The 26,343-nt window shown below is 64.6% G+C and carries 20 protein-coding genes and 1 pseudogene; 15 read left to right on the forward strand and 6 right to left on the reverse strand.

The genetic code is table 11. The annotated features are described in order from the left end of the window. Positions 1–32: 32 nt before the first annotated feature. The gene (locus tag AAFG16_RS11200; protein ID WP_128927409.1) at positions 33–482 is read right to left on the reverse strand and encodes a cupin domain-containing protein; all 450 of its coding nucleotides are present in this window, start codon (positions 480–482) and stop codon (positions 33–35) included. Positions 483–670: 188 nt separating this feature from the next. On the opposite strand from AAFG16_RS11200, the gene AAFG16_RS11205 reads away from it, so the two are divergent. After that, on the forward strand, positions 671–1,696 hold the full coding sequence (locus AAFG16_RS11205; RefSeq protein ID WP_342740890.1) for an AraC family transcriptional regulator: 1,026 nt from the start codon (positions 671–673) through the stop codon (positions 1,694–1,696). A gap of 10 nt (positions 1,697–1,706) precedes the next feature. Here AAFG16_RS11205 and AAFG16_RS11210 read toward each other — a convergent pair whose 3' ends face one another. Together AAFG16_RS11210 and AAFG16_RS11215 are read right to left on the reverse strand one after the other, a co-directional pair. Then, positions 1,707–3,569 (reverse strand): ATP-binding protein, encoded by a 1,863-nt coding sequence (locus AAFG16_RS11210; RefSeq protein WP_342739146.1) that lies wholly within the window; start codon positions 3,567–3,569, stop codon positions 1,707–1,709. A gap of 139 nt (positions 3,570–3,708) precedes the next feature. Then, positions 3,709–4,341, reverse strand: coding sequence for a cupin domain-containing protein (locus AAFG16_RS11215; protein ID WP_342739147.1), 633 nt, complete (start codon positions 4,339–4,341; stop codon positions 3,709–3,711). A 216-nt stretch (positions 4,342–4,557) separates the two neighbouring features. Here AAFG16_RS11215 and AAFG16_RS11220 point away from each other — a divergent pair, with 216 nt between their 5' ends. The 8 genes from AAFG16_RS11220 to AAFG16_RS11255 all read left to right on the forward strand — a co-directional run bounded on the left by AAFG16_RS11220 (position 4,558) and on the right by AAFG16_RS11255 (position 17,009). After that, the gene (locus AAFG16_RS11220; RefSeq protein WP_342739148.1) at positions 4,558–6,249 is read left to right on the forward strand and encodes a peptide ABC transporter substrate-binding protein; all 1,692 of its coding nucleotides are present in this window, start codon (positions 4,558–4,560) and stop codon (positions 6,247–6,249) included. A gap of 27 nt (positions 6,250–6,276) precedes the next feature. After that, positions 6,277–7,227 carry an ABC transporter permease gene (locus AAFG16_RS11225; protein ID WP_342739149.1) on the forward strand — a complete coding sequence of 317 codons (951 nt, stop codon included), beginning with the start codon at positions 6,277–6,279 and terminating at the stop codon, positions 7,225–7,227. Between the two features lie 4 nt (positions 7,228–7,231). Further along, positions 7,232–8,107 (forward strand): ABC transporter permease, encoded by an 876-nt coding sequence (locus tag AAFG16_RS11230; protein WP_342739150.1) that lies wholly within the window; start codon positions 7,232–7,234, stop codon positions 8,105–8,107. A gap of 36 nt (positions 8,108–8,143) precedes the next feature. Beyond that, on the forward strand, positions 8,144–9,472 hold the full coding sequence (locus tag AAFG16_RS11235) for an FAD-binding oxidoreductase (protein ID WP_342739151.1): 1,329 nt from the start codon (positions 8,144–8,146) through the stop codon (positions 9,470–9,472). Positions 9,473–9,480: 8 nt separating this feature from the next. Next, positions 9,481–10,407, forward strand: coding sequence for a glyoxylate/hydroxypyruvate reductase A (locus AAFG16_RS11240; RefSeq protein ID WP_342739152.1), 927 nt, complete (start codon positions 9,481–9,483; stop codon positions 10,405–10,407). A 201-nt stretch (positions 10,408–10,608) separates the two neighbouring features. Beyond that, on the forward strand, positions 10,609–12,477 hold the full coding sequence (locus tag AAFG16_RS11245; protein ID WP_342739153.1) for an ABC transporter ATP-binding protein: 1,869 nt from the start codon (positions 10,609–10,611) through the stop codon (positions 12,475–12,477). A gap of 339 nt (positions 12,478–12,816) precedes the next feature. Continuing rightward, a complete protein-coding gene (locus tag AAFG16_RS11250) occupies positions 12,817–13,332 on the forward strand; it encodes a hypothetical protein (RefSeq protein WP_342739154.1) in 516 nt (171 codons plus the stop codon). Between the two features lie 302 nt (positions 13,333–13,634). Next, the gene (locus tag AAFG16_RS11255) at positions 13,635–17,009 is read left to right on the forward strand and encodes an adenylate/guanylate cyclase domain-containing protein (protein WP_342739155.1); all 3,375 of its coding nucleotides are present in this window, start codon (positions 13,635–13,637) and stop codon (positions 17,007–17,009) included. Between the two features lie 3 nt (positions 17,010–17,012). Here the strand turns inward: AAFG16_RS11255 and phaZ are convergent, their stop codons facing one another. Further along, positions 17,013–18,236 carry a polyhydroxyalkanoate depolymerase gene (phaZ, locus tag AAFG16_RS11260; RefSeq protein ID WP_342739156.1) on the reverse strand — a complete coding sequence of 408 codons (1,224 nt, stop codon included), beginning with the start codon at positions 18,234–18,236 and terminating at the stop codon, positions 17,013–17,015. A 160-nt stretch (positions 18,237–18,396) separates the two neighbouring features. Between phaZ and AAFG16_RS11265 the strand changes: the two genes are divergently transcribed. Continuing rightward, entirely contained in the window at positions 18,397–19,053 is a 657-nt protein-coding gene (locus AAFG16_RS11265; protein ID WP_283084605.1) for a glutathione S-transferase family protein, read from the forward strand. Between the two features lie 281 nt (positions 19,054–19,334). Here AAFG16_RS11265 and AAFG16_RS11270 read toward each other — a convergent pair whose 3' ends face one another. Then, a complete protein-coding gene (locus tag AAFG16_RS11270) occupies positions 19,335–19,559 on the reverse strand; it encodes a hypothetical protein (RefSeq protein WP_011089440.1) in 225 nt (74 codons plus the stop codon). 183 nt (positions 19,560–19,742) lie between these two features. Here AAFG16_RS11270 and AAFG16_RS11275 point away from each other — a divergent pair, with 183 nt between their 5' ends. Continuing rightward, a complete protein-coding gene (locus AAFG16_RS11275; RefSeq protein ID WP_342739157.1) occupies positions 19,743–20,099 on the forward strand; it encodes a hypothetical protein in 357 nt (118 codons plus the stop codon). A gap of 9 nt (positions 20,100–20,108) precedes the next feature. Here the strand turns inward: AAFG16_RS11275 and AAFG16_RS11280 are convergent, their stop codons facing one another. After that, positions 20,109–21,212 (reverse strand): mandelate racemase/muconate lactonizing enzyme family protein, encoded by a 1,104-nt coding sequence (locus AAFG16_RS11280; protein ID WP_342739158.1) that lies wholly within the window; start codon positions 21,210–21,212, stop codon positions 20,109–20,111. Between the two features lie 169 nt (positions 21,213–21,381). On the opposite strand from AAFG16_RS11280, the gene AAFG16_RS11285 reads away from it, so the two are divergent. The 4 genes and pseudogenes from AAFG16_RS11285 (at position 21,382) to AAFG16_RS11300 (ending at position 25,923) form a co-directional block, all read left to right on the forward strand. Next, positions 21,382–22,215: an AraC family transcriptional regulator gene (locus AAFG16_RS11285; RefSeq protein ID WP_342739159.1), complete on the forward strand. Its 834-nt coding sequence runs from the start codon at positions 21,382–21,384 to the stop codon at positions 22,213–22,215. 135 nt (positions 22,216–22,350) lie between these two features. After that, positions 22,351–23,276, forward strand: a pseudogene (locus tag AAFG16_RS11290) (SMP-30/gluconolactonase/LRE family protein). Between the two features lie 175 nt (positions 23,277–23,451). Then, positions 23,452–24,045, forward strand: a complete 594-nt coding sequence (locus AAFG16_RS11295) for a GNAT family protein (protein ID WP_342739160.1) — start codon at positions 23,452–23,454, stop codon at positions 24,043–24,045. A 231-nt stretch (positions 24,046–24,276) separates the two neighbouring features. Continuing rightward, the gene (locus AAFG16_RS11300; protein ID WP_342739161.1) at positions 24,277–25,923 is read left to right on the forward strand and encodes a GMC family oxidoreductase N-terminal domain-containing protein; all 1,647 of its coding nucleotides are present in this window, start codon (positions 24,277–24,279) and stop codon (positions 25,921–25,923) included. The last annotated feature ends 420 nt before the right edge of the window (positions 25,924–26,343 follow it).

The raw sequence follows: 26,343 nt of genomic DNA on the forward strand, positions 1-26,343 counted from the left end.
CAGATGGAGGTGGGCGAGGAGGCGCGCTGCGCCTAGTCGTTGGCCTCGGGCGGCAAAAAGTCGACCTCGTGCAGCGCCGAGATGCGCACGACCTCGGCCGGGTCGGTCAGATTGTGCAGCTGGTTGAACAGCGCCTCCAGCTTCTGCATCGGCGAGACCCAGAACAGCGCGCGGCACGGCTTGTCGGATTTGTTGAAATAGCCGTGCGGGATGCCGCGCGGCATGCGTACGAGGTCACCGGCATGGGCCTTGACCCATTTGCCGTCGAGCTTGAGGTCGAGCGTGCCTTCCTGCACCAGGATGAACTCGTCCTGGGTCGGATGGATGTGCACCGGCACGAACTGGCCGGGGTCGCTGTTGGTCTCGAACGCGAAGGTGGAGTCGGTGATGGCCTTGGGGAAGTAGACCTGGCCCAGGATGTTCCAGCTCTTGCCCCCATAGCCCGTGCCATTGGCGGTAATGCCCTTTTCGAGTGCAGTCATGGCTTGCTCCTCATGGATTCCGGCGGGGATGGAGCTTCGGCGAGCCGTGGGCCGCCTGTCTATCCGCTAAACGAATCCGGGCATGGCTGTTGCCATGCAGCACGACGATTTTGCAGCCGCGGCCCTTCTCGCGTCCAGGGAACTATTATAGGCTTAAAGCAATTTCGCGACGCGAAGCGTGGTCGATGATGTCCGCAGCCGTGCTGGAAACGAGCGCCAGGGTAGCCACAGCCGAACGGCTGGCGGCTTTCGCCCGCGTCACCACTGACGATGTCGACGAGGCTGCGGAGCAGATCGGGCGCATCTTCTGTCCGCACGATCTCAAGCCGGCGCAAGCGCGCGCAGCCGGCTTCTCCGCCCGGCACAATTGCGCGGCATTCGCAGGCTTTTCCATCAACTACGTCGCCTATGGCGGATCGGTCAGTATCGATCCCGGCTGCCTCGACCGCTTCTTCCTGGTGCAGATCCCGCTCACCGGCGCGGCCCGCATTCGTGCCGGCGCCTGCGAGATCGAGACCGCGCCGGGCCGGACGGCATCGCTGCTGTCGCCGACCATTCCGACCCGGATGGTCTGGACGGATTGTGCGCAAATCATCCTGCTGCTCGACCGTCGCATGGTCGAGCAGCGCGCTGCGGCTCTGTCGGGCAAGGTGGCCGGGCCGGTCGAGTTCGATCCTGTGATCGACCTCGATGCGCTGTCGGGGCACGATCTCCGCACGAAGCTCGATGAACTGATGATGCTGGCCGAGCGTCTCGGTCCTTCCGGCAGGCTGTCACCGGTCGCGATGGCCGATTGGCGCGAGGCGCTGCTCGATCACCTCCTCAATGGGCAGCGCCATGGCCTCTCGGATGCGATCCGGACGTTTTCGGGCCACGCGGAGCGTCTGCCGCGCGCGCTTCGGGCCGCGCGTGACCATCTTGCGGACAATGCCGGTGAGCCGCTCGATCTCGCAGAACTCGCCTGCGCCTCCGGAATCGGCATTCGCGCGCTTCAGCTCGGCTTCCGTCGTCACTTCGGCGTGTCGATCTCGGAGATGCTGCTCGACATGCGCCTCGCCGGCCTGCACGCGCGCCTCTCGCAGGCTTCGCCCGATGCCTCCATCACCGAGATCGCCTTCGATCTCGGCTTCACCCATCTCGGCCGCATGGCCGGTGCCTACCGCGAAAAGTTCGGCGAGACGCCGTCGGCCACGCTGCGTCGTAGGATGAGCTAGCGCGCGACGCTTATTTTCGCGGCCACGTCGTGCGGCGGTCTTCCGCGGCCTGCCTGCGCAAGAAGCCCTCGACATCGGCCTGCACCGAATAGGGCGTGGGGATCGGATCGCCCGCGGAATCGACCGCGGTGTCGAGCGAGCGGCGCAGCATGCGCGCAAGCTCCGCCTTGCGGTAGGGTTTTGTCAGTAGCGGCGCGCCCATGGTGGCGCGTCCCTGCGCGTGCAGGGAGTCGTAGGCATAGCCCGACGTGAACAGGACCCGCAGCGAAGGCCGCGCGGCGACCATCCGCTCAGCGAGCTCGCGTCCGTTGATGCCGCCGGGCATCACGATGTCGGTGAAAAGCAGGTCGAACGGCGTGCCTGCGGCTGAAATGGCGAGCGCCTCGGTCGCGTTGACGGCGGGGATGACCTTGTAGCCGAGGCTTTCGAGCTGCACCGTGACGTATTGGCGGACGTCGTGGTCGTCCTCGACGCAGAGGATGGTCTCCGTTCCGCCGACGATCTTGCGCTCGTCATAACCGGCCGGGCGAAGCGTGCTCGCCGCCGCCTTCGGCAGGTAGATCGTAAAGATCGTGCCGCGGCCTTCGGTGGAGGAGACCTTGATGCCGCCACCGGACTGCTTGACGAAGCCGAACACCATGCTGAGGCCGAGCCCAGTGCCCTTGCCGACATCCTTGGTGGAGAAGAAGGGATCGAAGATGCGTTCGAGGATGGCTTGCGGAATGCCGGTGCCGGTGTCGGCGATCTCGATCTCGACATAGTCGCCGGCATAGCCGGCGCCGACCGCCACCGCCTCGCGCACGCCGAACACGACGTTGCGTGTCGTCAGTGTCAGCCTGCCGCCGTCCAGCATCGCGTCGCGGGCGTTGATCGCGAGGTTGAGCAGCGCCGAGCTCAGCTGGCCGCGGTCGGCGAAGGCGAGCCAGACATTGCCGTCGAGCCTGGTCACGATCTCGATCTTCTTGTCGAAGGTCGCCAGCAGCAGCTTTGCCAGCTCTTCGAGCAGCTCGTTGACGTCGATCTCGGCCGGCTGCAGCGCCTGCTTGCGCGCAAAGGACAGCAGGCTCGACGTCAGCGCGGCGCCGCGGTCGGCCGCCTCGCTGATCAGCTTGGTGATGGTCGCAAGCGGCGGGTTGTCCTTCACGGCGTCGGCGAGGATCTCGATCGTGCCGGTGATCACCGTGAGCATGTTGTTGAACTCGTGCGCGATGCCGCCGGTGAGCTGCCCGACTGCCTCCATCTTCTGCGCCTGGATCAGTTGCTCCTCGGCGGCGCGCTTCTGGGTGACGTCCTTGACGAAAATGTTGATGACGCGCCGTGTCCCGACCTGGAGCGCCGTGCTGGAGCCCTCGATCAGGATCTCGTCGCCGTTCCGGTGCAGCAGGGTTGCCTCGAACCGGATGCCGATCGGCGTATGCGACAGCTCCGGCAACAGCCGCATCATCCGCTGCCGGAAGCCGGCCCGGAGTGGTTCGCCGATGAGGAGGTCGACGACGTCGGTGCCGAGCGCCTCCTGGCGCGTCCATCCGGTCAGGGCTTCGGCCTGAAAGCTCCACTCCAGCACGACGCCGTTGGCGTCGGTCTGGATGAAGGCATCGAGCGCGGTCTTGATGACCGCTTGCGTGAGTTCCGCGCCAGCCTGCGCCTGCTCGGCCAGTTGCGAAGCCATGCGCTTGTCCTGCGATCTCTCGATCGTGCGCGTGCAGTGCCGCGCGATCAACACCGCGACGGCGCCGCTTGCGAGCAGGGCGATGGTCTGGGCAATGCCGAAGCTGCCGGCGGCGCCGCTCACGGCATAAGAGGCGAACAGAGCGGCACTGGTCACGACGGCCTGCGTGGCGATCGCGAGTGTCAGAAGCCCCCTGAGTTTCATGCTCTCATACCAAAGACGCCAGAAGCGGACCGTCCCGCCGCCCTGTCGACGAGCCCGGCATCACGTGAGCTACAGACTGCCCGCGTCTCAGTCGATGGTCAATTTGCGGCCGGGGGCGGCCGGGAACATGCCAGGTGGCTCAACCTGCTGGCGAATCGGTCTGGCGCAGCGTCGTGACCCAGATTGCGCGCGCCACCTGCTGGGTCGGGTTGTCGAACATGTGCGGCACGATGCTCGGAAAGCGAAAGCTGTCGCCGGCTTCCAACACATGGGCCTGGTTGTCGAGCCACAGCCGCAGGCTGCCGGAGAGGATATAGCCCGCCTTCTCGCCGGTGTGCTGCAGGAAGTCCGTGCCGGACGAGGCGCCGGGATTGAGCGTAAGCTCGTAGAGCTCGAGCTGGCCTTTGCCGTCGGGGGTGAGCGCTTCCTTGACGACGCCGCTGGCGGTGAGGCGCAGCAGGCGCCGGTTGTTCTTGCGCACGATGTAGCGCTGCACATCGGTGGGATCGCTGGTCTCGAAGAAGTAGGAGATGGGAACGTCGAGCGCGATGCTGAGCAGGCGCAGCGTGCGGATCGACGGCATCGCGCGCGCGCGTTCGAGCTGGCTGATCATGCCGTTGGAGAGGCCGGTCTTGTTGGCGACGTCCTGGATCGACAGGCCGGCGCGCTGACGCAGCAGCCGCACGGTCTCGCCGAGGCGCTGGTCGACCGCATCGTCGGCCTCGATCGCCGGTGTGTCCTTGGTGCCGTTGGTATCGCCGCGACCATCCATGTCGCCCTCCCATGCATCATCTCACCCGGGACCGCGTCGATCCGAGGTTCGGTCACTGTGAAAAGGTCGCGCATACTAGCAATGCGATTGACAGCTGTATTTAGTCATGATGAACTTTTGATCGAAAAATTTAGAAGCACTAAAGCCCACTCCTGTCCCTTTGCCGGGGTCTCGGGGGCGCGGGAGACGGTGCCGCGTGCGGGAACGGAGACTGTCATGGCAGATGACATGGGCAAGTTCGGTGTTGGGGGACTGCGTCATCTCGGCATTCCTACTCGCCGCCAGTTCTTCCAGCTCGGCGCAGGCGCCGCGGCGGGATGGACGCTTTCAGGCAACGCTTTCGCGCAAGTCGAACGCCCGACCAATCCGCCGGACAAGCCGCGCGGTCAGGTGATCGCGGCGCTGTCGCAGGAGCCGACCGTCTTTCATCCCTTGATGCCCGGCATCGAGGTCGATCAGGGCGTCTGGTGGCAGGTATTCTCGCCGCTCTGGTTCATCGATCCCGACGGCAAGTTCGTGCCCGACCTCGCGCGCGAAGTGCCGACGGTCGAGAATGGCGGCCTCTCGGCGGACGGCCTGACCTGGAAGATCAAACTGCGCAAGGACGTAAAGTGGCACGACGGCACGGCCTTCACCGCCGAGGACGTCAAGTTCTCGCTCGATCTGATCAACAATCCCGACTTCCGCGTCCGCAACCGTGTCGGCCACAGCCTGGTCAAGGACATCACGATCGTCGCGCCCGACGAAATCCACTGGCGAATGGAAGCTCCCTATTCGCCCTACATGTCGATCCTGTCCCTCACCTTCATCGTGCCCAAGCACGTTCTGGAAAAGGTATCCGATCCGAATTCGTCGCCGTTCCACAACGCCCCCGTCGGCACCGGGCCGTTCACCTGGGGCGAGCGCGTGCCCGGCGACCACATTCAGTTCAACGCCTATGCCGGCTATCACGGCAAAGGGCCGTACGTCGAACGCATGGTCTTCAAGTACATTCCTAGTCTGACCGTCCTCTACACCCAGTTCCGCACCGGCCAGGTCGATTACACCGGCCTGCAAGGCATTTTGCCGAACTTCGTGCAGGAGGCGAAAGCGCTGAAAGCGCGCAAGATCTTCGTGTCGTCGACGTCGTCGGTGGAGCACATCGCGCCCAATCTGGAGTTCGGTCCCTTCGCCGACCGCGCGGTGCGCGAGGCGCTCTATCTCGCCATCAACAAGCAAGCGATCATCGATGCGCTGAACTACGGCCTGCCGACCCAGACCGAGAGCTTCGTGCCGCAGGAGGCCTGGTCTTTCCAGCAGGGCCTGCCGCAGCATAAATACGATCCGGCCAAAGCCAATGCGCTGCTCGATGCCGCCGGCTGGGTGCGAGGGTCCGGTGGCGTGCGCGAGAAGGGCGGCGTGAAGCTCGAATTCACCAATTCGACCACATCGGGCAATGCCGTGCGCGAGCAGACCCAGCAGCTCCTGATCCAGGACTGGCGGGCGATCGGTGCGAGCATGCGCGTCAACAACATGCCGGCCGCCGTGATCTGGGGCGATTTCTGGCAGCAGTCGAAGTTCAACTCGGTGATCGTCGGCGTGAACTTCATGCTTGGCAGCGATCCCGACGTGACGCCGCGCTTCGGCTCCGGCGCGATCCCAGCCAAGGGCGGTCGTGGTTACAACACCTATCAATACCAGAGCGCGGAAGCCGATCGGCTGCTCGCGCAAGGCGCCAGGCAATTCGATATCGCGCAGCGCAAGACCACCTATGGCGACCTGCAAAAGCTGGTTCGCAACGACCTCGCCATTCTGCCGCTGTTCCAGGGCTTCATCGCCGAGGGCGTGAAGGAGGGGCTGCAGGGCTTCCGCCCCAACATCAACACCTCGACCAATTGCTGGAACATCCGCGAATGGTATTGGGCCTGATGCGTCTGGCTGGCTGGATCGCCTGAGATGGCCCGTTACGTCCTCAATCGCCTGGCGCAGGCGGTCATGCTGCTCGTGATCGTCTCCGCGATCGGCTTCGCGCTGCTGCATCTTGCCCCCGGCGGTCCGCTGTCGCAATTCGCAGCCTCCGCGCAGATGACGCAGGAGGATCTCGACCGCGTCTCCAAGCAGCTCGGGCTGGATCGGCCACTGCCGATCCAGTATCTCGACTGGTTCGGGCGTATGCTGAAGGGCGATTGGGGCAAGTCTTATCGCGACGGCGAGGCGGTGCTGTCGGTGATCTCGTCGCACCTCGGCGCGACGCTGGAGCTGATGGTGACGGCGACCATCATCGCGGTGCTGCTCGGCTGCTGGATCGGCATATTGGGCGCACTGAGGCGATATTCGCTGTTCGACTCGCTCGCCACCGTCGGCGCCATGATCGCGCTGTCGATCCCGACTTTCTGGTTCGGCCTCGTCACCATCTACGTGTTCTCGGTGACGCTCGGCTGGCTGCCGGCGGGAAACCGCGAGACCGTCGGCGACGGTTCCTTCCTCGACCTGCTGCATCATCTGATCGCGCCGGCGATGGTGCTGGCGCTGGTCGAGACCGCGATGTGGGGCCGCTTCATGCGTTCCTCCATGCTCGAAGTGATCAATCAGGATTACATCCGCACCGCGCGCGCCAAGGGCATGCCGGAATGGCGCATCCTCACGGTGCACGCGCTGCGCAACGCGCTGCTGCCGATGATCACGGTGGCGGGTCTTCAGTTTCCGACGCTGCTCGGCGGCGCGCTGGTGGCCGAGACCGTATTCACCTGGCCCGGCATGGGCCGGCTGTTCCTGGATTCGATCGGCTATCGCGACTATCCCGTGGTGATGGGCATCCTGATGTTCTCGGCGATCATGGTGCTGATCGGCTCGCTGATTGCCGACATCCTCTATGCCGTCGTAGATCCGCGCATCCGGGTGGGCTGAAGCGATGGCGACTGCAGTCTTGTCCACCGCTGGACCCACAGCTAGCCAGGGCGCCTGGCGACGATTCTGCCGGCACCGGCTGGCCTTGGCAGGCGCCGTGACCATTGTCTTTCTCGTCCTCGGCTCGGCGTTCGGTCCTTATCTGCTGCCTTTCGACGACACCTATATCGACATCATGAAGCGGTTCGCGCCGCCGCTCTCGGGCGCGCATATCCTTGGCACCGACGAGCTTGGGCGCGATGTGCTGGCGCGGCTGATGATGGGCGCGCGCATCTCGCTGTCGATCGGCTTCGTCGCGACGGTGATCGCGATGGTGGTCGGCATCGTCGTTGGCGCCTTCGCCGGCTTCTATGGCGGCGTCGTCGGCGCGGTCCTGATGCGGCTGGTCGATGCCGTGCTGTGCTTTCCGACGATTTTCCTGCTGCTCGCGCTGGCAGCGCTCACGGAGCCCGGCTTCGTCACCACCACGGTACTGATCGCGGCGACCGCCTGGATGTGGGTGGCCCGCGTCGTCGAGGCCCAGGTGCGCTCGCTGCGGGAACGCGAGTTTGCGGTGGCGGCACTCGCCTTCGGCTCGTCGAACCTGCGGATCATGTTCCGCGAGCTCGTGCCCAATGCGATCGCGCCGATCGTGGTTGCGGCGACGCTCAACGTCGCCAAGGCGATCCTGCTGGAATCCTATCTCAGCTATCTCGGCTACGGCATCCAGCCGCCGGCCGCGAGCCTCGGCAACATGCTCAACAACGCGCAGATCTATTTGACCAGCGCGCCCTGGCTGGCGATCGCGCCCGGCGTCGTCATCACGCTGGCCGTGACCAGCTTCAACTTCCTCGGTGACGGCCTGCGCGATGCGCTCGACCCGCGCATGAACATCCCATGACAAGATCTCGATCGAACTGACCTCCAGGAGTGCCCCATGTCCCCGCCGCTCAACCGTATCAACAGCGATGAACGCCTGCCGGCGCAGGTGGACGTCGTCGTCATCGGCGGCGGCGTCATCGGCGTCTCCGCGGCCTATCATCTCGCCAAGAAGGGCCATTCCGTCGCTCTCGTCGAGAAGGGGCATGTCGGCGGCGAACAGTCGAGCCGCAATTGGGGCTGGTGCCGCCAGCAGGGCCGCGCACGCGAGGAGATTCCGCTCGCGCGCGAGGCGCTGCTTCTGTGGGAGGACATGCAGAACGATGCCCGCGTCGATGCCGGCTTCCGCCGCACCGGCGTCTTGTTCCTCACCAAGAGCAAGGACGAGCTCGCCGGCTGGGAGCGCTGGGCCGCGATTGCGCGCGAGCAGCAGGTGCACTCGACCGTGCTGACGCCGGCCGAGGTCGCTGAGCGCATGCCGGGTAATGCCGACACATGGGTCGGCGGCCTGCACACGCCGAGCGACGGCCGCGCGGAGCCGTCGATGGCCGTGCCCGCGCTCGCGACCGCCGCGCGCAAGCATGGCGTCACCATCCATCAGGGCTGCGCCGCACGGGGACTGGAGACGACAGGCGGGAAGGTCAGCGCCGTCGTCACCGAGAAGGGCACCATCCGCACGCAAGCCGTGCTGCTGTCGGGCGGGGCATGGTCGTCGCTGTTCTGCCGCCGCCACGGCATCGAGCTGCCGATCGGTCTCGTCAATGCCACGGCGTGCCGGACCACGCCCGGACCGGAGATCACCTCGGGTGCGCTCGGCACGGATTTCTACTGCATCCGCCGCCGCCTCGACGGTGGCTTCACGCTCGCGCTGCGCAACCGCGGCACGGTCGAGCTGTCGCCCGACCTGTTCCGCTACGCGTGGACCTTCTGGCCGACCTATCAGCATCGCAAGAACGGGCTGAAGCTGTCGTTCGGCAAGTCGTTCTTCGACCAGATCATGCGCGGCACCAGCTGGAGTTTTGACAAGCCGTCGCCGTTCGAGGCCGAGCGCGTGCGCGATCCCGCGCCCGACATGTCGCTGGTCAACGCGGCACTGGCCTCGCTGATCAAGTCCAATCCGGAGTTGAAGGAGATCAAGGTCGCGGAAGCCTGGGGCGGCACGATCGACTGCACGCCCGACACCATTCCGGTGATCTCACCGGTCGACGCGCTGCCGGGCTTCTTCCTTGCCACCGGCTTCTCCGGCCACGGTTTCGGCATTGGTCCCGCGGCCGGCAAGCTCGCCGCCGACATCGTCACCGGCTCGACGCCGCTGGTCGATCCCGCCGCCTACAGCCACAAGCGCATGATCGACGGCCGGCGCCTCGCGCCGGTCAGCCCGTTCTGAGGGGCGGCATGACGGTCCTCTACAAGGCCAATCTGGTTCGCGGGGCGGAATGGGCGCGCTTCTTCGCCGAGCGCGCGCCTGACGTGCCGTTCCGGCTCTGGCCCGACATCGGCGATCCCAACGCGGTACGCTACCTGGTCGCCTGGCAGCCGCCGGACGACATCGCGGCGACGTTCCCAAATCTCGAACTGGTGTTCTCGGTCGGCGCCGGCGTCGATCAGTTCGACATCACAAAACTTCCGCCGCATGTTCCGTTGGTCCGCATGATGGAGCCCGGCATTACCGATCGCATGGTCGAATATGCTTGCATGTCCGTGCTGGCGCTGCATCGCGATCTCGTGCAGTTCATCTCCCAGCAGCGCGAGCAGGTCTGGCGTGAGCTCCCCGCGACCTACACCAGTGAACGGCGTGTTGGCGTGATGGGACTTGGCCTGCTCGGCCAGGCTGTGCTCGAACGACTCAAATCATTTGGCTTCTCGCTGCTCGGCTGGAACCGTTCGCCGCGCGAAATCGACGGCGTCACCTGTTATGCGGGCGCGGAGGCCTTGCCGGATTTCCTGGGACAGTCCGACATTCTCGTCTGCCTGCTGCCGTTGACCTCGGAGACACGCGGCATCCTCAACGCTGATCTGTTCGCGCATCTGCCGCGCGGCGCGCGGTTGCTCAATGTCGGGCGAGGCGGGCATCTGGTTGAGGCCGATCTCATCGTGGCGCTCGACAGTGGGATGTTGTCTGCCGCCGTGCTCGACGTCGCCGAGCCCGAGCCGCTGCCGGCGGGCCATCCGTTCTGGAGCCATCCGCGCATTCTGCTGACGCCGCACATTGCCAGTACGACGAAGCCGGAGACGGCGGTCGATTACGTGCTCGACACCATCGCGCGCCACCGCCGGGGTGAGCCCTTGCCGGGGCGTATCGACCGTGATCGCGGCTATTGAGGGTGTGACGGTGATGTTGACCTCGCTGCAGCCACGGACTCGGTTCACCTCTCCCGCTTGCGGGAGAGGTCGCGCCAAAGGCGCGGGTGAGGGCTCTCCCCTCCTGGGGGTTCTCGATTGTGGAGACACCCTCCCCCCAACCCTCCCCCGCAAGCGGGGGAGGGGGCTCACCTTCTTCACGGCAAGCGCTGGGGGCATTGCATGAGTATCGGCGCCAGCAGATCGGACCAGACCGTTGCCGAAGCGCGCACGCCGGTGCTGTCGGTCGCGGGCCTCACCACGTCCTTCATGCGCGAACGTGAATGGATCCCTGTTGTCCGTAACGTCTCATTCGACATCGCGCCGCGCGAAACCGTGGCCATCGTCGGCGAATCCGGTTCAGGCAAGAGCGTCACCGCGCTCTCGATCATGCGGCTCGTGCCGAAGGAGAGTGGCCGGATCGAGGGCCGCGTCACGCTTGCCGGCCGCGATCTGCTGACGATGCCCGAAGCGAGCATGAAGGACATCCGCGGCAATGACGTCGCCATGATCTTCCAGGAACCGATGACGAGCCTCAATCCGGTGCTCACCATCGGCTTCCAGATCGCGGAAGCGCTGATCCAGCATCGCGGCCTGTCGCGTGCGGCGGCCGAGGCCGAGACCATCCGCCTGCTCGATCGCGTCCGCATTCCCGCGGCGAAATCGCGCTTCCACGAGCATCCGCACCGCTTCTCCGGCGGCATGCGCCAGCGCGTGATGATCGCGATGGCGCTCGCCTGCAAGCCGAAGCTGCTGATCGCCGACGAGCCGACCACCGCGCTCGACGTCACCATCCAGGCCCAGATCCTGGAGCTCTTGAAGGAGCTTCAGCGGGAGGAGGGGATGTCGATCCTCTTCATTACCCACGACATGGGCGTGGTCGCCGAGATCGCGGATCGTACGGTGGTGATGTATGGCGGCCAGGCGGTGGAGACGGACGCGACCGCGCGCATCTTCGCCGCGCCCTCGCATCCCTATACGCGCGCGCTGCTGTCTGCGGTGCCGCGCCTCGGCTCGATGGACGGCCGTCCGCGGCCGATGCGCTTTCCCATCGTCGACAAGGTGACGGGCACCTCGGACGAGCCGGCGGAGACGCCGGATACGGTCTCGACGGCCGAGCGTCCGCTGCTTGAAGTGTCAAACCTCACCACGCGCTTTCCGATCCGGTCGGGCTTGTTCGGAAAGGTTTCGGGCCGCGTCCATGCAGTCGAGAACGTCTCCTTCACCTTGCGCGCCGGCGAGACGCTGGCGCTGGTCGGCGAGTCCGGCTGCGGCAAGTCGACGACGGGACGTTCGATCCTCAAGCTGACGGAGCCGGACGCAGGCACCGTTCTGATCGACGGGCAGGACGTGCTCGCCATGAACGGCCGCACCTTGCGCGACTTCCGAAAGCACATGCAGATCGTGTTTCAGGATCCGTTCGCGAGCCTCAATCCGCGCATGTCGGTGGGCACGGCGATCGCCGCGCCCTTGCTCGCCAACGGGCTCGCCACGGCGTCGCAGGCGCGCGACAAGGTCGCCGACCTGCTCGTGCGCGTTGGTCTCACCGCCGACATGGCCGCGCGCTTTCCGCACGAATTCTCCGGCGGCCAGCGCCAGCGCATCTGCATCGCACGCGCGCTCGCGCTCGGACCGAAGCTGATCGTCGCCGACGAGGCGGTCTCCGCCCTCGACGTGTCGGTCAAGGCGCAGGTGGTGAACCTGATGCTCGATCTTCAGGCCAGCATGGGCCTCGCCTATCTCTTCATTTCCCACGACATCGCGGTGGTCGAACGCATGAGCCATCGCGTCGCGGTGATGTATCTCGGCGAGATCGTCGAGATCGGCCCGCGCGCGGATGTGTTCGGCAATCCCCAGCATCCCTACACGAAGAAGTTGATGGCCGCCGTGCCGGTGCCCGACCCGTCACGACGCGGCACCAGGCGCGAGGCATCGAACGACGAGATCAGAAGCCCTGTGCGCGCACCGGATTACCAGCCGCCGTTGCGACAATATCGCGAGGTCTCACCGGGGCACGTCGTGCAGGTCGGGGGCGAGGAGTGGTCGGCCTGACTGCGAGCTTCACACGTGCTCCGGAAATTGTGACCGGATGGAGCGGCAGCGAACAGCGGTCTGTGAACCGCTTCATAGTTCATCCCTCACGTTTTGAACTACGACTCTCGCAAGAAATTGCCGCACCCGGACCTGCTCGACAACACGGGTGAGTTGCAATACCTGCGCTGCCGCGTGCTCCGCAGCTTTGGATTGGCCCCTCGCCTTCGCGAGCAAGCCAGCCCCATCACTCAGCACAGATCTTTCAGAAATTGGAATCTAGGGCATCGAGAATCGCGTCCCGGCAGATTCGATCTGGGGTCGGCCAGTAGGCTGCCAAGTACTCAGAAGGAGCCCCCCATGAAGACAAGCAGCGCAAATTCCAACGCATTTTCCCTCACAAGGTACGTCGGCAGTCTGGGGATTGCCCGTTCCAGTCTGATCAAGTCGGCCCATATCCTTGAAAGAATTGGGCTGGCAGCCGTCGGAGCCTCTTGCGGCCTCTATGTGGGTGCGACCCTGTTGCGTCAGAAAGGCGGACTGTTTGAAAGCGGCTGGATCGTGCTGATCACAATGCTCTACGGAGCTCTCAGCTATTATGTCGGAATTGACTTATCCGGCAACGTCGCACGGCGGCCGAAATCGAGCATCTCGGAAGAATGGAACGGTTCGGAGTCGGCTGAAATCATGAGTGCGGCTGGCACGTTCGGCGCAGCGATTGCCGCGACTCTGTCCGTCAGTATTCTTGTCCTTGATCAAAATCTATCCAACGGTCTTATAAGCTTCGTTGCCGGCTGCTGGGCGGTAGGTTCTTCGCTTCAGGTTGCGGCGGGCACGATGGCGCGCAACCACGAAGCGCCGGTGAACGAGCAATGAAGGAAGTGCGCTCACGGAAATACCTCCAGCTGGGCATCGTATGTGAGCACAAGCCGCAGTGTCGGTCTGAGTGAGTCGTGACGACTCATCGCAACCTCTGCCGTCCAACGCTGCATGCCCACGATGTTTGGTCGCGCAGGCGTCCGCATCGAGCCGTGTCCCGATCGAAGCGTCGTCGGTAACGAGTAACCTAATTTTCGCAAAACAAAACAGGACGTGCCATCATAGTGCCGTTGGCATATTGTCTCGGCGCGGCCGTGGTCCAAGAGTCTGCTAATCGCCAGCCATGAGATGGGTGAGCCATGCAGATTGCGGAATGGCTCGAGAAGCTAGGGCTTGGGCAATACGCGGAGCGCTTTGCCCAGAATGGGATCGACGTAAGCGTCCTTCCCGAGCTGATGGACGAGGACTTTGACAAGCTCGGAGTCCTGCTCGGTCATCGCCGCAAGATGTTGCGTGCCATTGCGGACCTCGATCCGGCCGCATTGATCGCATCACCGGCTCCTCCTCACGACGCCGAGCGGCGCCACCTCACCGTCATGTTTTGCGATCTGGTCGGTTCGACCGCGCTCTCGGCACGTCTCGATCCCGAGGATATGTGGGAAGTGATCCGGGTCTACCGCGCCGCATGCGCGCGCGTCATCGCAGCTTATGACGGCAGCATCGCCAGGTTCGTCGGTGACGGAATACTCGTCTATTTCGGCTATCCGCGCGCCCACGAGGACGATGCGGAGCGCGCAGTACGCGCGGGCCTCGACATCATCTCCGCGATCCGCCAGCTCAAGACAGGCGCCGGCGAACGGGTCGAGTTGCGGATTGCAGTTGCGACCGGACTTGTGGTGGTCGGCGACCTCATCAGTGGCGAGGCGTCAGAGGAACACGCGACCATCGGCGATACGCCAAACCTCGCTGCCCGGCTTCAGAGCCTGGCCGAACCGGGAGTGGTCGTCGTTGCGTCATCGACGCGCCGGCTGCTCGGGGATCTCTTCACTTTTCGCAATCTCGGCCGCCGCGAAGTCAAGGGGATAGGCGAACCCATCGCGGTATGGGCGGTGGAAGGAGCGACCGCATCCGAGAGCCGCTTCGAGGCGGTCCGCGCCGCGCGCTCGATCGGCTTTGTCGGCCGCAAGGATGAGATCGAATTCATTCTCTCGCGCCAGCGCGAGGCTTGGCAGGGCCAGGGCCAGATCGTGTTGATTTCCGGCGAAGCGGGCATCGGCAAGTCGCGCATCGTCGCAACGCTGTCCGAAAGTCCCTCGTTGGGGACGCACCGTCGGGTGCGATATCAGTGCTCGCCCTACCATACCAACAGTGCGCTTCATCCCTTCGTCGCCCAGCTCGAGCGCGCCGCGGGAATCCGCTCGCACGACACGCCAGAACAAAAGCTCGACAAGCTCGAGGCAATGCTGGCGCTTGGAACCCAGCAGGTCGGCCGGGCAACACCGCTGATTGCGGCGCTGCTTTCGATTCCGACCGCTGACCATTGCCCGCCCCTCGGCTTGAGCCCGGCGCAGCAGCGGCGACAGACCTTTGCCGCCCTTCTCGATCAGCTCGAGGGGCTGGCGCGAGATCAGCCTCTGCTGATCATCTGCGAGGATTTGCATTGGGCCGATGCCACGACGCTCGAGCTGTTCGATCTCGCGGTCGATCGGATCAGGGCGCTGCCGATCCTCGTGCTGATGACATCCCGGCCGGAATTCGAGCCATCCTGGTCGGGCCTTGCCAATGTCAGCCTGTTGCGGCTCGACCGGCTCGATCGGCAGGACACGCGCGCGCTGGTCGAACAGGTGGTTGTCGGTCGCCAGCTGCCACGCGAGATGATGAAGCAGATCATCGACAAGACGGATGGCGTCCCGCTGTTCGTCGAGGAGTTGACCAAGATGGTGCTGGAGTCCGGCCTGCTCGTCGAAGATGCCGGGCGCTATCGCCTGAATAGTCCGCTCCCGCCGCTTGCGATTCCCGCCACGCTGCAGGATTCGCTGATGGCGCGGCTCGACCGGCTCGCTCCAGTCAAGGAGGTGGCGCAGATCGGCGCCGCGATCGGCCGCGACTTCTCATACGCGCTGCTGAAATACGTGGCGGGACGCGATGATCTGACGCTGAGCGCTGCGCTAGCACAGCTCGAAGAGGCCGAACTGCTGCTTCGCCGTGGGGCGCCGCCCGAATCAAACTATAGTTTCAAGCACGCCCTTGTTCAGGAAGCTGCCTACGAGAGTCTGCTCAAGAGCAAGCGGCAGCTGCTTCACACGCGAATTGGCGAGGTCCTGCGCGAGAAGTTTCCAGTCGTCGCCGAGACTGAGCCGGAAGTTCTGGCCCATCACTTCACTGAAGCGGGGCTGAGCGAGGTCGCCGTCGAATGGTGGCGCAGGGCGGGGCAGCAGGCGCTGAAGCGCTCCGCCTATTCCGAGGCGGTCGCGCATCTCGGCAAGGCGGTTGCGACCGCTGACGAACTGCCTGACGAACCCCGCCGGGCGATGAGCAGGCTGCATCTTCAAATCTCATATGGCCGTGCACTAAGGGGTAGCCTCGGGCACAGTGCCCCCGAAACGATCGCGGCATGGACGCGCGCGCGCCAGTTCGCAACCGACATCGACGATCCCGTTGAACTTGCGCCTGTTCATTCGGGACTCTTCAATGCCTGCCTGACACATGGCGAACTTGCTCCGATGCGGGAGCTGGCGGATGCCATCGGCAGCGCCGCTGACCGGCGACCGGACTCGCCGCTGGCCGCCATCGTTGCTCATTGGACAGGCGGCGTCACCTGCTGGTTCGGGGGCGATTACGTCAACGCGAGAGCGCATCTCGAGCAGGCGCTGGCCATCTATGATGCCGAACCGGATCCCGCGACATTCAGGGCTTCGACACTGGATCTGCCGTTCGTGATCATGAGATTTCTTGCTCTGGTGCTTTGGCCGCTCGGCATCACCGCTCGCGCACGCCAGCTCGCCGCCGAAGCGGTGGGTGCTTCGGGAGAACAACGAGCGCTTTCACGGGCCAATGCGCTGGTCCATCGCGCTGTGTTCGACGGCGTATGCGGGGGCATGTTGCAGCAAACAGAGACGATCCTGGCGCTCGGTCTCGCGCGCGACCACACGATGCCGCTGTATGTGGCCGCGGGCACCTACCTGAATGGCCTCGCGAAGTGGCGTGCCGGCGAGCGAATGGCCGGACTGGCGGACATGCGTCACGGCTGGACCTTGCTGCACGAGAACGATTGCTACCTTTGCGAGCCGTTTTGGGGGATGCATGTCGCCGTGGCGAATGCAGAGGTAGGCGAGGTCGAAACCGGGCTGGAAATCCTGAATGAACTGATCGCCCGGACCGCACAGTCCGGCCAGCATTGGCTCGATGCCGAGCTGTATCGTGTCCGCGGAACGCTTTTGTCGCGCCACGATTGTTCGGACGAATTCAGTGCCGAAGACGACCTCAAGCGAGCGCTGAACATCGCGCGACATCAGCAGACGAAGACGTTCGAGCTGCGCAGCGCCCTTGGACTTGCTCGCCTGCACAAGGCAAATGGCCGGGCAGGTGCGGCATCCGAAGTGCTCGCGCCCGTGCTCGCCGAATTCGAGGCGGAGCGTCATCTTCCTGAATTCGTGGAAGCGCAAGAGCTGCTCGCGCAAGAGCATGAGGCACGCGCCGTTTCCCCGGCGGTTCGTCTTGGCGGCAGAGAATGACGGCTACGAATTGACGTGCACGAAATCCCGCAGCAGCGGATAGATCTCGTTGTTCCAGCGCTTGCCCGAGAACACGCCGTAGTGGCCGACGCCGGCCTGCATGTGGTGGACGCGGCGATAGGCGCGCACGCCGGTGCAAAGGTCTTGCGCCGCCAGCGTCTGGCCGATCGAGCAGATGTCGTCCTTCTCGCCCTCGACCGTCATCAGGCCCATACGGCTGACGGCTTTCGTGTTTACGGGACGGCCCCGATGCATCAGCTTGCCTTGCGGCAACAGGTGCTCCTGGAATACGTCGCGCACGGTCTCGATGTAGAACTCCGCGGGCAGGTCCATCACCGCGAAATATTCGTCGTAGAAGGTCTTGATGCTCGCCGCCTTCTCCTTCTCGCCCTTGGCGATGTGGTTGGCGAGATCCATGTGCTGCTTGATGTGGCGCTCGAGATTCATCGAGACGAAGGCGGTGAGCTGCACGAAGCCGGGATAGACCTTGCGCAGCGCGCCGCGGCATTGCACCGGCACGTAATTGATCAGGTTCTGCTCGAACCAGTCGATCGGCCGGCTCTTGGCGAATTCGTTGACCCGGGTCGGCTGGATCCGCGTGTCGATCGGGCCGGCCATCAGCGTCAGCGTCGCCGGGCGCGAGGGATGGTTGTCCTCGCACATGATCGCGGCGGCTGCGAGCGCGGAGACCGACGGCTGGCAGATCGCCACCATATGCGGCCGCGGGCCGAGCTGTCCCAGGAAGTCGATGAGATGCTCGGTGTAGTCGTCGAGGCCGAAGCGGCCCTCCTTGCGCGGAATGTCGCGCGGGTTGTGCCAATCGGTGATGTAGACGTCGTGGTCCTGGAGCAGTGTCTTCACCGTGCTGCGCAAGAGCGTGGCGAAATGGCCGGACATCGGCGCCACCAGCAGCATGCGCGGCTGTTCGGGTGCGCCATCCTTCTTGAAATGCAGCAGCGAGCCGAACGGCGTCGCATAGGCGATCTCCTCGGTGATGCCGATCTCGCGATTGCCGACCATGACGCTGTCGATGCCGTAGGCCGGGCGGTCATAGGTGAGGGTGGCGCGCGAGATCAGCTCCAGCGCGGCCGAGAGTCGGCCGACGACCTGATCCGACAGGCCCTGCGGTACCAGATGGAGGAATTTGAGCGCGGACGAGGCGCCCGCCCGCCACGGCGCTGTCAGGTCCATATGGTTCTGAAAGGCCTGATAATACATCGACATCATACTGAAAGCCCGGTTGCCCCGTGTTGCTATGCAATATCGACGCCAAGCCGGACATAGCCGCTGCCAGAATTGGCACGTCGCTTGCTGCTCTTTTCGCGGGAAGCACAGGCAATGCGCACGCCCGCGCGATGCCCACGATCAGGCGTGAGGGAAGGGCCATATGGCGAAGGCGACACTGACCATCAGCAGCAAGAACTATTCGTCCTGGTCGCTGCGTGGCTGGCTGCTGGCGAAATTCTCAGGCCTCGATTTCGAGGAGATCGTTACCGCGCCCGACGATCCTTCGGCGCGCGCGGAGATCCTGCTGCTGTCGTCCTCGATCCTGGTGCCGTGCCTGCGGCACGAAGGCGCGACCGTCTGGGACACGCTGGCGATCGCCGAATACCTCAACGAGGTGATGCCGTCAGCCGGCTTGCTGCCTGACGACCGGGTCCAGCGCGCGCATTGCCGCTCGATCTCAGGCGAAATCCATTCCGGCTTCACCACGCTGCGCGCCTCGCTGCCAGTCAATCTGAAAGGGCACTTCCCCGGCTTCAAGATCTGGTCGCGCGCGCAGGCCGACATCGACCGCGTCTGGTTCATCTGGCGCGACTGCCTGGAGCAATCCGGCGGACCGTTCCTGTTCGGCGAGCGGCGCACCATGGCGGATGCGATGTACGCTCCCGTGGTGACGCGTTTCGTCACCTATGACGTCAAGCTCGAGCCGCAGCTGAAAGCCTATGCCGATACCATCATGGCGATGCCCGAGATGGAGGAATGGATCGCGGCGGCGCGGGAAGAACCGGCCGAGATCGAGGAGCTCGAGGTCGAATATTAGGCAGGCGCGGCGACGCCCTGCCTGTTTTGGGGGCGGGGCTTAGGCCCTCGCCCTCCAGCTAGGATGTCCTTGAACCCGTTAACGTTTAGCGCCCGCCATTGGCCCAGCCGTGCCCACGTGCTGCGCAGATATTGTGTACCCGTTCGGGCTGATTGCGACATCTAGCCGTGAACAGCCGCGTACGGAACCTTTCGGCTGATTCGGACGTGATTCGTTCGGGCCGCGTTCCATTGGTTAAGGCGGAGCGCGGCCCCGTTGCGTTTTGAGACAGGCGCGGCCCGTCAGGCCACGCCGCTGTGCTTCACGCGTGGCAGGCGCCAGCCGATCACGGTGGCTTCCACCGCGATACCGGCCTCGTGGTTCTGCCAACGTCCTTCGACATAGCGGCAGGCGAACGGCAGTTGATACGTTCCGCTGTGGTCCTCGCACAAGACTTCAACCGGCAGTCCAGGTGGCGGTTCTCCGGCGCCGTCGAACTCCGCCAGACGTCTATCGCGCGTTGCCATTCGAAAAATCTCCCCTAAACAAAGCCGCGAAAGAGCGCCCACTTCCCCCGCGCGCGGATCATCGTTCCCCGTCAGAGGGAACAGGCGCAAGCTCAACGCGAGAATGCGGTACGAGTGTGGTAGCCTCCGGCGGCTGCGCGCAAACAGCGCACATTGACGTGATCGATTTGATAGGAACCTTTCATGCTGCTTCGAAATGCCGGCGCTTGTTTCACGATGTTGCTGCTCGCCGCGCTGGTTAACGCGCCGGCCTGCGCGCAGGACGTGCCCGGCATCGAGATCTGCACGGTCGAGAAGACCATGGAGCGGCGCACCAGCTGCCTGCAGAGCAATGTCGACTTCCTTCAGAAGACGATCACCAAGCTCAACCTCGATCATCAGCAGAAGCTGGATGCGGCAAATCGCCAGATCGATGCGCTGAAGGCGAGCCTCGCCGGCTTGCAGAAGACGCTCGGCGATCTCCAGGCCGCGCAGACCAAGATCGCCGAGGACGTGAAGAAGAAGCAGGACGCACCGCCGCCGAAGGATGCGCAGAAATAAGCGCGCCGATTACACGACTCGATATCGCTCGATCACGTCGCGATCGGGCTCATAACCAAGTCCGGGTCCGGTCGGCACCGCGACATGACCGGTGGCATCGGCGTCGGCGCGGCCGCCCCAGAGGCAGGCTTCGCGCTTGAGATAGAACATCTCGACGAGCCCGTCGTCGCGGGTCGCCAGCAGATGCAGCGTCGCCAGAAGGCCGGGACCAAAGTAGGGAGAGTGCGGGACGATCTTGACGCCGAACTGATCCGCTGCTGCGGCGACCTTCAGGAATTCAGTGATGCCGCCCACCTTCGTCACCGACGGCTGCGCGTGGCTCACCGCGCCCGCATTCATCATCTGGCGGAATTGATATTCGGTGCAGGCATTCTCGCCGGCGGCGACGCCGAGCCCGCCCTTGCCGCGGACGTCGGCGAGTGTGGCGAAGTCTTCCGGTGGCCAGACCGGCTCCTCCAGGAACATCGGCTGCGCGTCCGCGCATGCCCTCGCGAACGCGATCGCCTGTTCGCCCGACAGCGGGCAGTTCATGTCGACCATCAGCGGAATGTTGGGTCCGATCGCCTCGCGCGCGGCGAACACCGCAGGCGTCGTGGTCTCGTGCAGCTTGATGGCGCCATAGCCGAGCGCGAGCGCCTTCCGGCATTCGCCGGCGATGTTGTCGGGCGAGCCGATCCGCAGCAGGCTCGCATAGGCAGGAATGGACGAGCGCCTGGTCTCGCCGAGCAGCCGATGCAGCGGCACGCCCTTGATCTTCGCAGCGAGGTCCCACAGCGCGATGTCGAGCCCTGAGATCGCGAACATGGTGATGCCGTAGCGGCCGAACAGATGCAGGTTGCGCTGGATCTGCTCCATCGCCGCCGGAATGCCGGCTGCATCGGTCACCTTCAGCCCGCGCGCCTGCGGCGCGATCATCTCCTCGACGGCGCTGCGCGTTGTGCGCGGACAGACATAGGCAAAGGCATCGCCCCAGCCGGTCAATCCGGAATCGGTCGTCACCTCGACCAGCACCATGTCGAGCGCGGAGATGGCGGAGGCGCCCTGGCGAAAGCTCGCAACGCCGGCGTCATAGGGGATGCGGATATGGTGCGCCCGCACATCGGTGATTTCCATGACGCGGTTCCCCTTTCTGGTGAGCGGTTTCAACGAGTGTAGCCGCGAACACGAAGGCGTTGCCAGTGGCTATTCCCGGACTATCCTCATGCGGGAACAGCAATGCCGATCAAGCGCGATCGGAGGCATTGGCGCATCATCGCCACGCTTCGAACGAGAGACGCAACCCATGAACCCAGCCCAGCGCGCGCTCTGGTACATCGAGAGCCATCTGGCCGAGCCGATGACGCTCGACGAGATCGCCGCGGTCTCAGGCGTGTCCCGGTTCCACATCGTGCGCGCGTTTGCCGCGGCCACCGGCTTGCCGGTGATGCGCTACGTGCGCGCGCGTCGGCTGAGTGAGGCGGCGCGCAGCCTTGCGGGGGGCGCGCCGGACATTCTCAGCCTGGCGCTGGAGGCGGATTACGGCTCGCACGAAGCATTCACCCGCGCGTTCCGCGACCAGTTCGGCACCACACCCGAAGCGGTGAGGGCGGCAACGTGCCTCGACAAACTCAAGCTACAGGAGCCGATCCTCATGGACTCCACCATGCTCGACAATCTCGCCCCGCCGCGTTTCGAAACCGCAAAGGCCTTCCTCGTTGCCGGCCTCGCCGAGCGCATCGCTTGCGACAACGGCGCCATGATCCCCGGTCTGTGGCAGCGCTTCCACCAGGAGGTCGCCGACATTCCCGCGCGCGTCGGCAACATCGCTTATGGCGTCTGCTGCAACGGCGATGATGCCGGCAATTTCGATTACATCGCCGGCGTCGAGGTCGCCGATTTCTCCGACCTGCCGCGGCGCTTCGGCCGCATCCGCATCCCCGAGCAGCGCTATGCGGTGTTCACCCACACCGACCACGTCGCCTCGGTCAGGCGCACCGTCAACACGATCTGGAATCAGTGGCTGCCGGCCTCTGGCCTCAAGGCCGCAGACGCGCCGACCTTCGAGCGCTATGACGAGAAGTTCGATCCCGCAACCGGCAATGGCGGCTTCGAGATCTGGGTGCCGGTGCGAGAGTAGCGCGCAACGCTGGCATACCATCCCGCTTGCTTGGCAAGCCCGGATGACTTTGTCATAACCGCAGGCAAATCTTGCGTGTGGAGCCCGTGCCGGACATCCCGTGCAAGCCATAACAAGCAGCCGGGAGGGTAGCCCATGTCTGACGTCCGCGTTCTCGCCACCGACCTCGAATTTCCCGAAGGGCCGGTCGTGATGCCGGACGGCTCGGTGGTGCTGGTGGAAATCCGCGGCCAGCGTTTGACCCGTGTCTACCCCGACGGCCGCAAGGAGATCGTCGCGAAAGTGCCGGGCGGCCCGAACGGCGCCGCCCTCGGTCCCGACGGCAAGATCTACATTTGCAACAATGGCGGCTTCTCCTGGATCCCGACCCGCAACATGATCATGCCGGGTCCGCAACCCGACGATTATCTCGGCGGCTCGATCCACGCGTCGACCTGCAATCCGGCAAGGTCGAGACCGTCGTGACCAGATGCGGCGAGCACGATCTGCGCGGGCCGAACGATCTCGTCTTCGACAAGCAGGGCGGCCTGTGGTTCTCCGATCTGGGAAAACGCCGCGCGCGCGAGATGGATGTCGGCGGCATGTATTACCTCAAGCCCGGCATGAGCGAGATCGTTGAGGTGGTGCATGGCGTGCTGCCCGCGAACGGCATCGGCCTCTCGCCGGACGAGAACACCGTCTACATCGCGGAGACGCCGACGGCCCGGCTCTGGGCCTACGAGCTGTCCGCGCCCGGCACGCTGAAACCGCGCGACGTGATCTATCGCGGCGAGCGGGGCACGCCGATCTGCGGTCTCGGCGGCTACCAGATGTTCGATTCGCTCGCGGTCGAGGGAAGCGGCAATGTCTGCGTCGCCACCCTCGTTTCCGGCTGCATCTCGGTGATCGCACCCGATGGCACCCTGGTCGAGCAGGTTCCGACCGGCGACCGCGTCACCACCAACATCGCCTTCGGCGGCCCCGAGCTGAAGACCGCCTACATCACGCTGTCAGGCAAGGGCGAGCTGATCGCCATGGACTGGCCGCGCGGCGGTTTGCCTCTCAATTTCCTGAACAAGTGAGAATGTGTTGAGCCGGCATTCTGAACGTGCTGTACAAATTCTTCCGTCATTCCGGGATGCGTGCGCGAGCACGCAGGCCCGGAATCCATAACCCCGGCTCGTGGTTATGGATTCCGGGCTCGCCGCTTCGCGTCGCCCCGGAATGACGATCAGTCGTTTTCTTGGAGACACCGCAATGCCCTGGCCTGATCCCATCACCCTGCGTGGACAGCACGCCCGTCTCGAGCCGCTGTCGAAAGAGCATCGCGAAGGGCTGATGGAGGCCGTGAAGGACGGCGAGCTCTACACAATCTGGTACACCGCGATCCCGACGCCGGAGAACGTCGGCAAGGAGATCGACCGCCGTCTTGGTCTTCAGGCCGCCGGCTCGATGCTGCCGTTCACCGTGTTCAATGCCGGCGGCAAGGTCGTCGGCCAGACCACCTACATGAACATCGATGCCGCCAACCGCCGCGTCGAGATCGGCTCGACCTGGTATGCGAAGAGCGCGCAGCGTGGCCCGCTCAACACCCAGTGCAAGCTGCTGCTGCTGACGCACGCCTTCGAGACGCTGAACTGCATCGCGGTCGAGTTCCGCACGCATTTCTTCAACCACCAGAGCCGCCGCGCCATCGAGCGCCTCGGCGCCAAGCAGGACGGCATTTTGCGCAGCCATCAGGTGGCGCCGAACGGCACGCTGCGCGACACCGTGGTCTACAGCATCACCGCCGCCGAATGGCCGACAGTGAAAACGCATCTGAACTATCAACTCAACGAAAAGCCGCGCTAGAGATGATGTGCAACGGTTTGGCCGCGGGCTCGATCACCTCTCCTCTGGGGAGAGGTCGCGCCGAAGGCGCGGGTGGGGGGAACGGTCTCTCGTGGGACCTGAACCCCTCACCCGATTTGCGCCGGACGATGCTGCGCATCGCCGGGAGCAAATCGACCTCTCCCTCCGGGAGAGGTGTCGGCCTCCGCGGCCGCAGCTCACTCAATCTCACGACACGCCGGGGGCGGACGAATGGATAGATTTGACTACGTGATCATCGGCGCGGGCTCGGCCGGTTGCATCCTCGCCAGCCGGCTCAGCGAAGATCCGAATGTCAGCGTCTGCGTGCTCGAGGCCGGGCCCAGCGACTGGCACCCGTACATTCATCTGCCGGCGGGCTTCATAAAAACCTTCCACATGAAGAGCATCAACTGGGCCTACCAGCAGGAGCCCGGGCCTTACACCGGCGGCCGCAGCATCTATGCGCCGCGCGGCAAGACGCTCGGCGGCTCGTCCTCGATCAACGGCCACATCTACAATCGCGGCCAGCGCATGGATTTCGACACCTGGGCGCAGATGGGCAATCGCGGCTGGGGCTATGCCGACGTGCTGCCCTACTTCAAGCGGCTGGAAAGGCGCGTAGGCGAGGGCGAGGACACTTATCGCGGTCGCGACGGCAACCTCATCGTCACCACGATGGATTGGCGCGATCCGCTCTGCGAAGCCTTCATGGAAGGCGCGGTCTCGCTCGGCATTCCCCGCAATCCCGACTACAACGGCAAGACCCAGGAAGGCGTCTCCTATTGCCAGCGCACCATCGACAAAGGCCTGCGCGTCTCCGGCTCGACCGCGTTCCTTAGGCCCGCGATGAAGCGGCCGAACGTGCATGTCCACACGCATGCGCATGCGACCGAGATCATTTTTGAGGGCAAGCGCGCCATCGGTGTGCGCTACACCAAGGGCGGCCGTGGCGGTACGCCGGTGGAAGTGCGCGCCAACAAGGAAGTGATCCTCTCCGGCGGCACCTATAATTCGCCGCAGCTCCTGCAGCTCTCCGGCATCGGCTCGCCGGACCTGTTGCAGCAGCACGGCATCGCCGTGCGTCACGCGTTGCCCGTCGGCGAAGGCCTGCAGGACCATTACGCCCCGCGCACCGTGGCGCGCGTGAAGGATATCAAGACCATCAACGAGCTCCGCCGCGGCTTCTCGCTCTGGATCGAAGCGCTGAAATGGGCCACCGCGCGGCGCGGCCTGCTGTCGCTGTCGCCGACGATGGTCTACTGCTTCTGGCATTCCGGCGAGAGTGCGGAGAGCTCCGACCTGCAGCTCACCTTCACGCCCGCTTCTTATAAGGAAGGCGTGCAGGGCCAGCTCGAGGACGAGCCCGGCATGACCGTCGCCTCCTGGCAACAGCGCCCGGAGAGCCGCGGCTATGTCCGCATCCGCTCCAACGATCCCTTTGCGCCGCCGATCATCCAGACCAACTATCTCGACGCCGAGCTCGACCGCCGCGTCATCGTTGGCGGCATGAAGCTCGCGCGGCGCCTTTTGAAATCAGCGCCGCTCTCGCCCTATTACGCCTACGAGGATTTCCCCGGCCCCAACGTCAACACCGACGACGAATTCCTGCACGCCGCCACCGAGCGCGGCACCACCACCTTCCACCCCGGCTGCACCTGCCGCATGGGCCCGGCGGACTCGACCTGGGCAGTCGTCGACGACCAGCTCCGCGTCCACGGCCTCGAAGGCCTGCGGGTGATCGATGCCTCGGTGATGCCGCGCATGATCTCGGCGAATTTGAACGCCTCCACCATGATGATCGCCGACCGCGCCTCGGATTTGATCCGCGGCAAGCAGCCGATGGAAGCCGCGCGGATTCCGGATGCGGCCGTGGCGTGAGGCACGATCTTCGTAGGGCGAGTTAGCCAGCGGGGTTGCGCGAAGCGCGGCCGTCGGCGTAACTCGCCGCTTCTGACGACGCGGAGATAAATGGTGGCGGATTACGCCTTCGGCTAATCCGTCCTACGGGCTGCGAGCTATGGGAAATCGTTCGATCCAATGGTGAAGTATGCCCGATTGTCTGGGTGAGCCGACGCTTTGGGAGGTTCGAGAAAAGATCCTCGCGCTTATCGGCGATGACACGGCGCGTCGCGGAGTTTCCGATTGGGCCGCGCAATGGATTCGACGGACTGATCCTGGCGTTGAAGACCCGGGCGTGTGGCTGGCTCTCACGAGACTGAGTGGCGCCGACTTTCGCGATTCTCCAACCACATACCTTCATGGAGACGAAGATTTTGCCGCTTGGCTGAGAGATTTGGG

This window comes from Bradyrhizobium sp. B117 (assembly GCF_038969555.1).
GTDB lineage: Bacteria > Pseudomonadota > Alphaproteobacteria > Rhizobiales > Xanthobacteraceae > Bradyrhizobium.